The organism is Burkholderia sp., assembly GCF_018375725.1.
Lineage (GTDB): Bacteria > Pseudomonadota > Gammaproteobacteria > Burkholderiales > Burkholderiaceae > Burkholderia.
In genome coordinates, this window is sequence record NZ_JAHACR010000233.1 from 1 (window position 1) to 7,080 (window position 7,080).

The window sequence follows — 7,080 nt, forward strand, 5'->3', positions numbered from 1 at the left end:
GCGCGATGCTGGTCAGGAAGGGCGAGGCGGACGGCATGATCTGCGGAACGATCAGCACCACGCATCGCCACATCCACTTCATCGACCAGGTGATCGGCAAGCGCGAAGGCTGCAGCGTCTACGCGGCGATGAACGGCCTCGTGCTGCCGGGCCGTCAGATCTTCCTCGTCGACACGCATGTGAACGTCGATCCGACCCCGGAACAGCTGGCCGAGATCACGATCATGGCTGCGGAAGAGGTGCGCCGCTTCGGCATCGAGCCGAAGGTCGCGCTGCTGTCGCACTCGAACTTCGGCACGAGCAACGCGCCTTCGGCGCAGAAGATGCGGGATACGCTCGCGATCCTGAAGGAGCGCGCGCCGGAACTGCAGGTCGACGGCGAGATGCATGGCGACGTCGCGCTGGATGCCGCGCTTCGCAAGGAAATCCTGCCGGAGTCGACGCTGGAAGGTGAGGCGAACCTGCTGGTCCTGCCGAACATCGATGCGGCGAATATCGCCTACAACCTGCTGAAGACGGCGGCGGGCAACAATATCGCGATCGGACCGATCCTGCTCGGCGCGGCGAAGCCGGTGCATGTGCTGACCGAATCGGCGACGGTGCGCCGGATCGTCAACATGGCGGCGCTGCTGGTGGCCGACGTGAACGCGGCGCGTCAGGCGCAGTCGTAACGACGCACAAAAAAACGGCGTGCCCGCAATGGGCACGCCGTCGGGCATGGCGTGAACACGCATCCCGTAATCAACAGCAGCATCTCTCCACACCCGGTTGGGCGCGCGACAAGGAGGCAGAATCTTGCCTGGTGAGATGCCGTCCGCATTTTATCTTATGCAAGATAAAAAAGGCGAATTCGGGTTAAAAAATTCTCGATTCGACGCTGTGCTCGGCTTTCAATTCCCGAACGAACATTGATTCGCGCGGACAATAGCGCTACGCTTATGCTTTCGTTGGTCGTCAACTACTTGATTTAACAGCGGGAACCCGTTTTATGGCACGCAAGTGGCTCCGCAACGGCGCGCTCGCGTCCGTCTTCGCGATGTTCGCGATGGGTATCGTCGGCACGCCGACGGGCAGTCTGGTTTCCGCCGCCTACGCACGGCAAGCCGTCACGGCCGACCTGGCCGCCGTCGACGGGATCGACACGGTTCCGGTCGCCCGGCTTCCGCGCGAGGCTGTGGCCACGCTTGGCCTGATCTCAGCTGGCGGTCCATATCCGTACGAGAAAGACGGCGTCGTGTTCGGCAACTTCGAAAGAAACCTGCCGAAGGCGAGGCGCGGCTACTACCACGAGTACACGGTACCGACCCCGCGCGCGCGCAATCGCGGCGCGCGCCGGATCGTCTGCGGCGGACCGCCGCGCCGGATCGACAACTGCTATTACACCGACGACCACTACAACAGTTTTAAACGCATAGTTGAATGACTTCGGGATGAACGGCATGAACGACTCCATCTACGCGCACGATACGTCGGCGGCGGCGGATCTGTTCGCGGCCGGCGACGGCAACCTGTTTCAGCGTGTCATGCAGATGCGCACGGCGGCGCAGTCCGGCGACGCGGCCGCGCAGGATGCCCCGGAGCTTTCATCGAACGAGGAGCCTATGAGCATTTTTACGAACGTGCGACCGAACCTCGTGCAGTCGATCCGCGCGTTCCGCGTGCAGGATCTCGCCGACGAAGCCCACCGGCTCGGTCAGCATTTCCTGTATGCGTATTGCGGCGCCGCGCAGTCGAAACAGGAAGTGCTGGAGACGATCGCAACGTCGTTCCTGTTTCCGAAGCACTTCGGCAAGAATTACGATGCGCTGTACGACTGCCTGACCGATCTCGTCCACAAGGCGGGCCCTCAGCCCGGCTTCGTGATCGTGCTGGAGGGGCTGCCGATTGCGCAGAAATTCGACAAGGAAGGCCGCGAGACGCTGCTCGACGTGTTCCGCGAGGCCGCCGAGTTCTGGGCCGAGCGCAAGGTCGCGTTCAGGGTGTTCTACTCGTTCGCATAAGCCCGCGGCGCTCCGCACGCTGAGAAACCCGCTTTCGAGCGGGTTTTTTTGCGCGTGCGGGAATCGCACCCGTCAGCCGTTCCGGGGAGCGGCAGGCGCGGGCCTCGACGCGCTGCCCGACGATCGGGCAGCGATGCTCACCATCCGCCCCAGCGCGCCGCGAGCGCGGCGAGTACTGCCGCGCCGGCCGTTTCGGTGCGCAGCACGCGCGGCCCGAGCGACACTGCGGTGAAGCCGCGCGCGCGCGCGGCGTCTTCTTCCGCGGGCGAAAGGCCGCCTTCCGGACCGATCAGCAGCGTGACCGGCGCGGCGGGCGGCGCGTCCGGCAGTGCCGCGAACGGGATGCTGGCGCGCGGCGACAGCAACAGGCGCAATTCGCCGTTGGCCGGCGTGTCGGGCAGCGTGTCGAGCCATGCGTCAAAGTGGCGCACCGGCCCGACTTCCGGTACACGGTTGCGCCCGCACTGTTCGCACGACGCGCGCACGATGCCGCGCCAGTGCGCGACCCGCTTTTCCGCGCGCTCGCCCGACAGCCGCACGACGCCGCGCGCGGTCGACAGCGGTGCGATCGCCGCGACGCCGAGCTCGACGGCCTTCTCGATCACCCAGTCCATCTTGTCGCCGCCTGCGATGCCTTGTGCGAGCGTCACGCGGTAAGGCGGCTCCGTCTCGGTCGGCTCGAACGCGTCGACCTGCGCGATCGCGGTGCGCTTGTCGATCTCGGTGAGGCGTGCGCGGTATTGGCCGCCCGTGCCGTCGAACAGCGCAAGCGCGTCGCCGCTCTGCAGCCGCAACACCTGCACATGACGCGTGACGTCGGGCGGCAACGTGACGATGCCGTCCGCGCGCAGCGGGGCATCGACGAAAAAGCGCGGCACGGCCGCGGTCGTTGTGGCTTCGCTCATGTGTCGAGACGGCACGCGAGCGCCCAGCGGTAACCGTCGAGATCCTCGATCTGCGCGAAGCGATCGCCCCAGAACTGGTTTTGCGGCGCGCTCAGCGATTTCGCGCCGGCGTCGAGCGCGCGCCGCCAGGTGGCGTCGACATCATCGACGTACAGATAGAACGATTGCGGCGCAGTCGCGCCGGCGCTTTTCGGCGTGCGCGCGGTCGAGCCGAATGCGCCCTCGGGGGCGAACATCACGATCAGCTGGCCGCGATAGACCATTTCGACGTGCATGATCGCGCCGTCTTCGTCGTGCACGTCACGCAACTCGAAGCCGAAGGCGGTCCTGAAGAAATCGATTGATGCATGCGCGTGGCGCACGGCCAGATAAGGCGTCAACCAAGGCACGTCGGCCGGACGTGGATCGGTCATGAAAATCTCCTGTCGTACAGCGTTGGCGCGTCGGCGCCTGTTCTGATCCCAAGCCCGCGCAACGCTGCCGGGAGGCATGCGCAACAGCGCGACAGCATGGTGGTGCTTAACGGCGAGCGCCCAGTGTATCGCGCAGCGCGCGCGGCAGGGCAAAGAGTGCCGGATGCAGCCGCGCGTCGTAGTAGCGCAATCCTTCGATGCCGCGATCGGCGAGACGTGCTTCGATGTCATGCGCGAACAGCGCGGCGGCGTCGAGCGTGTCGCTCGCGATGGCCATCAGCCAGACCGAACCGTAGAGCGGCACATGCGCGGACAGCGGATCGACGACCGCGAAGCTTGCGCGCAGGTCGGCGAGCAGTGCGGCGACGCGTTGCGCATGGAATACCGGCGAGCCGAGATGCATCGTGATCGCGCCGCATGGCGTGAGGATGCGTTTCAGGTGCCGGTAGAAGTCTCGCGTATAGAGCCCGGCGGCCGGCGAGTCCGGCGGCGTGAGGTCGAACACGACGAGATCGAAATGCTCGACGGTCGAATCGACGAAATGCGCGGCGTCGCCGATCACGACCTCGACGCGCGGATCGTCGAGCGCGCCCTGGTGGACGTCGTCGAGATAGCGGCGCGCCATGCCGACGACCTGGTCGTCCAGTTCCGCGACCACGATGCGCTCGATGCACGCGTGCTTGAGCAGCTGGCGTGCGGCGCCGCCGTCGCCGCCGCCGAGCACGAGCACCTTGCGCGGCGACGGATGCGCGAGCGCGGCCGGGTGCGTCATGCACTCGTGATAGATGTACTCGTCGCCAACGGACGTCATCGGTCGGCCGTCGAGCGTGAACAGGCGGCCGAGCTGCGGCGTGTCCCAGACTTCGATCTGCTGATGCGGCGAGGCGACGTGCGCAAGCCGCCGCGCATGCGGAAAGCCGTACGCGGCATCGGGGGTCGGGTGAAAGAGAAGCATCGTGCTCACGGGCGGGCCACGCGGGCGGGCAGTTCCAACTTTTGAATTATAGAGGGCGCGAAGTTCGGTGGAAAACCGTGCCGGAACACTGTCTGTCGGCAAGGGAAATGCCGGGCCATCTGTTAAAATGCCGAGCTTTGCAGCCTCGTCCGTTGGCTCCGTCCGCTTCGCGTCCGTCAGGCGCCGCATTGCGCGCCGGGCGCGGCTGTCCCGAGAGCTTCCGGATACGCACGTGCCCCGTTTTTTCGACTCGTTCTCCGGACTCGACATGACGACTTCGTCTCCCGCCTCCACCACCCTGATGGCCAACGCGATCCGCGCGCTCGCCATGGATGCCGTTCAGCAAGCGAACTCCGGCCACCCCGGCATGCCGATGGGCATGGCCGAAATCGGCGTTGCGCTCTGGTCGCGCCACCTCAAGCACAACCCGGCGAATCCGCAGTGGGCGGATCGCGACCGCTTCGTGCTGTCGAACGGCCACGGCTCGATGCTGCTGTACGCGCTGCTGCACCTGACCGGCTACGACCTGCCGATCGGCGAGCTGAAGAACTTCCGCCAGCTGCACTCGAAGACGCCGGGCCACCCGGAATACGGCATCACGCCGGGCGTCGAGACGACGACGGGCCCGCTCGGCCAGGGTCTCGGCAACGCGGTCGGCATGGCGCTCGGCGAGGCACTGATGGCCGCCGAGTTCAACCGCGACGACGCGAAGATCGTCGATCACTACACGTATGTGTTCCTCGGCGATGGCTGCCTGATGGAAGGCATCTCGCACGAAGCCTGCTCGCTTGCGGGCACGCTGAAGCTGAACAAGCTGATCGCGCTCTACGACGACAACGGCATCTCGATCGACGGCGACGTGGTCAACTGGTTCAACGACGACACGCCGAAGCGCTTCGAAGCCTATGGCTGGAACGTGATCCCGAACGTGAACGGCCATGACGTCGACGCCGTCGATGCGGCGATCGAGCAGGCGAAGCTGTCGGACAAGCCGACGCTGATCTGCTGCAAGACGCGTATCGGCGAGGGTGCGGCGACGAAGGCCGGCGGCCACGACGTGCACGGCGCACCGCTCGGCGCGGAGGAAATCGCGAAGACGCGCGAAGCGCTCGGCTGGACGTGGGAGCCGTTCGTGATTCCGCCGGAAGTCTACGCGGCATGGGATGCGAAGCAAGCCGGCGAGCGCCGCGAATCCGACTGGAACGCCGTGTTCGCGCAATACCGCGCGAAGTATCCGCAGGAAGCCGCCGAGTTCGAACGCCGCATGGCGGGCAAGCTGCCGGCCGACTGGGCGGACAAGGCGGCGGCGATCGTCGCCGGCGCGAACGAGCGCGCCGAGACCGTCGCGACCCGCAAGGCGTCGCAGCAGGCGATCGAAGGGCTCGCGGCCGCGCTGCCCGAGCTGCTCGGCGGCTCGGCCGACCTGACCGGCTCGAACCTGACCAACTGGAAGGCATCGAAGCCGGTTCGCGCGGGCAAGGACGGCATCCAGTGGGGCAACCACATCAACTACGGCGTGCGTGAATTCGGCATGAGCGCCGCGATCAACGGCCTCGTGCTGCATGGCGGCCACAAGCCGTTCGGCGGCACGTTCCTGACGTTCTCCGACTACAGCCGCAATGCGCTGCGCGTCGCGGCACTGATGAAGGTGCCGTCGATCTTCGTGTTCACGCACGATTCGATCGGCCTCGGCGAAGACGGTCCGACGCACCAGTCGATCGAACAGGTGTCGAGCCTGCGCATGATCCCGGGCCACGACGTCTGGCGTCCGGCCGACACGGTCGAAACGGCCGTCGCATGGACGTATGCGATCGCGCACCAGGGTCCGTCGAGCCTGATCTTCAGCCGCCAGAACCTCGCGTTCAACCCACGCACCGATGCGCAGATCGCGAACATCGCGAAGGGCGGCTACGTGCTGCGCGACTGGGACGAGGAGATCGTCGCGCGCAAGATCATCCTGATCGCGACCGGCTCGGAAGTCGAGCTGGCGATGAAGGCCGTCGAGCCGCTCGCCCGGCAGGGCATCGCCGCACGCGTCGTGTCGATGCCGTCGACCAATGTGTTCGACCGCCAGGATGCGGAATACCGCGAGCGCGTGCTGCCGCAGGGCGTGCGCCGCGTCGCGATCGAAGCGGGCGTGACGAGCTTCTGGCACAAGTACGTCGGCCTGGAGGGCGGCGTGGTCGGGATCGACACGTTCGGCGAATCGGCGCCGGCCGGCGTGCTGTTCAAGCACTTCGGCTTCACCGTCGACAAGATCGTCGAGACGGCGCAGGCGGTCCTCGCCTAAAGCATTGCGCGGCGCGCGTGTGCCAGCACCGCGCGCCGCACCGTGAAGCTGCACGAAACGAATTTTTTTCAGCCATCAGGAGATAGACATGACGATCCGCGTTGCCATCAACGGGTACGGCCGCATCGGCCGCAACACGCTGCGCGCGTTTTATGAAAACGGCAAGAAGCACGATCTCGAGATCGTCGCGATCAACGATCTGGGCGATGCGAAAACCAACGCGCACCTGACCCAGTACGACACCGCGCACGGCAAGTTCCCGGGCGAAGTGTCGGTCGACGGCGACTACCTGGTCGTCAACGGCGACCGTATCCGCGTGCTGGCGAACCGCAACCCGGCCGAACTGCCGTGGGGCGAGCTGGGCGTCGACGTCGTGATGGAGTGCACCGGTTTCTTCACGACGAAGGAAAAGGCGAGCGCGCACCTGAAGGGCGGCGCGAAGAAGGTGATCATCTCGGCGCCGGGCGGCAAGGACGTCGACGCGACGATCGTCTACGGCGTGAACCACAACGTGCTG

The 7,080-nt window shown here is 66.0% G+C and carries 8 protein-coding genes; 5 read left to right on the forward strand and 3 right to left on the reverse strand.

Annotation, left to right across the window (positions count from 1 at the left end):
- The 3 genes from KH616_RS19225 to KH616_RS19235 form a co-directional block, all read left to right on the forward strand.
- On the forward strand, positions 1–671 hold a 671-nt coding region (locus tag KH616_RS19225), incomplete at its 5' end, for a phosphate acyltransferase (RefSeq protein WP_292249728.1).
- 317 nt (positions 672–988) lie between these two features.
- Positions 989–1,423, forward strand: a complete 435-nt coding sequence (locus KH616_RS19230) for a ribonuclease (protein WP_292249729.1) — start codon at positions 989–991, stop codon at positions 1,421–1,423.
- Positions 1,424–1,430: 7 nt separating this feature from the next.
- Positions 1,431–2,000, forward strand: coding sequence for a barstar family protein (locus KH616_RS19235; protein ID WP_292249730.1), 570 nt, complete (start codon positions 1,431–1,433; stop codon positions 1,998–2,000).
- A gap of 137 nt (positions 2,001–2,137) precedes the next feature.
- Here the strand turns inward: KH616_RS19235 and KH616_RS19240 are convergent, their stop codons facing one another.
- From KH616_RS19240 to speE, 3 genes are all read right to left on the reverse strand, one after another.
- Positions 2,138–2,905, reverse strand: coding sequence for a 16S rRNA (uracil(1498)-N(3))-methyltransferase (locus tag KH616_RS19240; RefSeq protein WP_292249731.1), 768 nt, complete (start codon positions 2,903–2,905; stop codon positions 2,138–2,140).
- Positions 2,902–3,318, reverse strand: a complete 417-nt coding sequence (locus KH616_RS19245; protein ID WP_292249732.1) for a VOC family protein — start codon at positions 3,316–3,318, stop codon at positions 2,902–2,904. The genes KH616_RS19240 and KH616_RS19245 overlap by 4 nt, the downstream gene beginning before the upstream one ends.
- A 106-nt stretch (positions 3,319–3,424) precedes the next feature.
- Positions 3,425–4,282 (reverse strand): polyamine aminopropyltransferase, encoded by an 858-nt coding sequence (gene speE, locus KH616_RS19250; RefSeq protein ID WP_292249733.1) that lies wholly within the window; start codon positions 4,280–4,282, stop codon positions 3,425–3,427.
- Between the two features lie 259 nt (positions 4,283–4,541).
- On the opposite strand from speE, the gene tkt reads away from it, so the two are divergent.
- Together tkt and KH616_RS19260 are read left to right on the forward strand one after the other, a co-directional pair.
- Complete coding sequence (gene tkt / locus KH616_RS19255) at positions 4,542–6,563, forward strand: transketolase (protein ID WP_292249734.1); 2,022 nt, start codon at positions 4,542–4,544, stop codon at positions 6,561–6,563.
- Positions 6,564–6,651: 88 nt separating this feature from the next.
- Positions 6,652–7,080: glyceraldehyde 3-phosphate dehydrogenase NAD-binding domain-containing protein (locus KH616_RS19260; protein WP_292249735.1), on the forward strand; the 429-nt coding region annotated here is incomplete at its 3' end.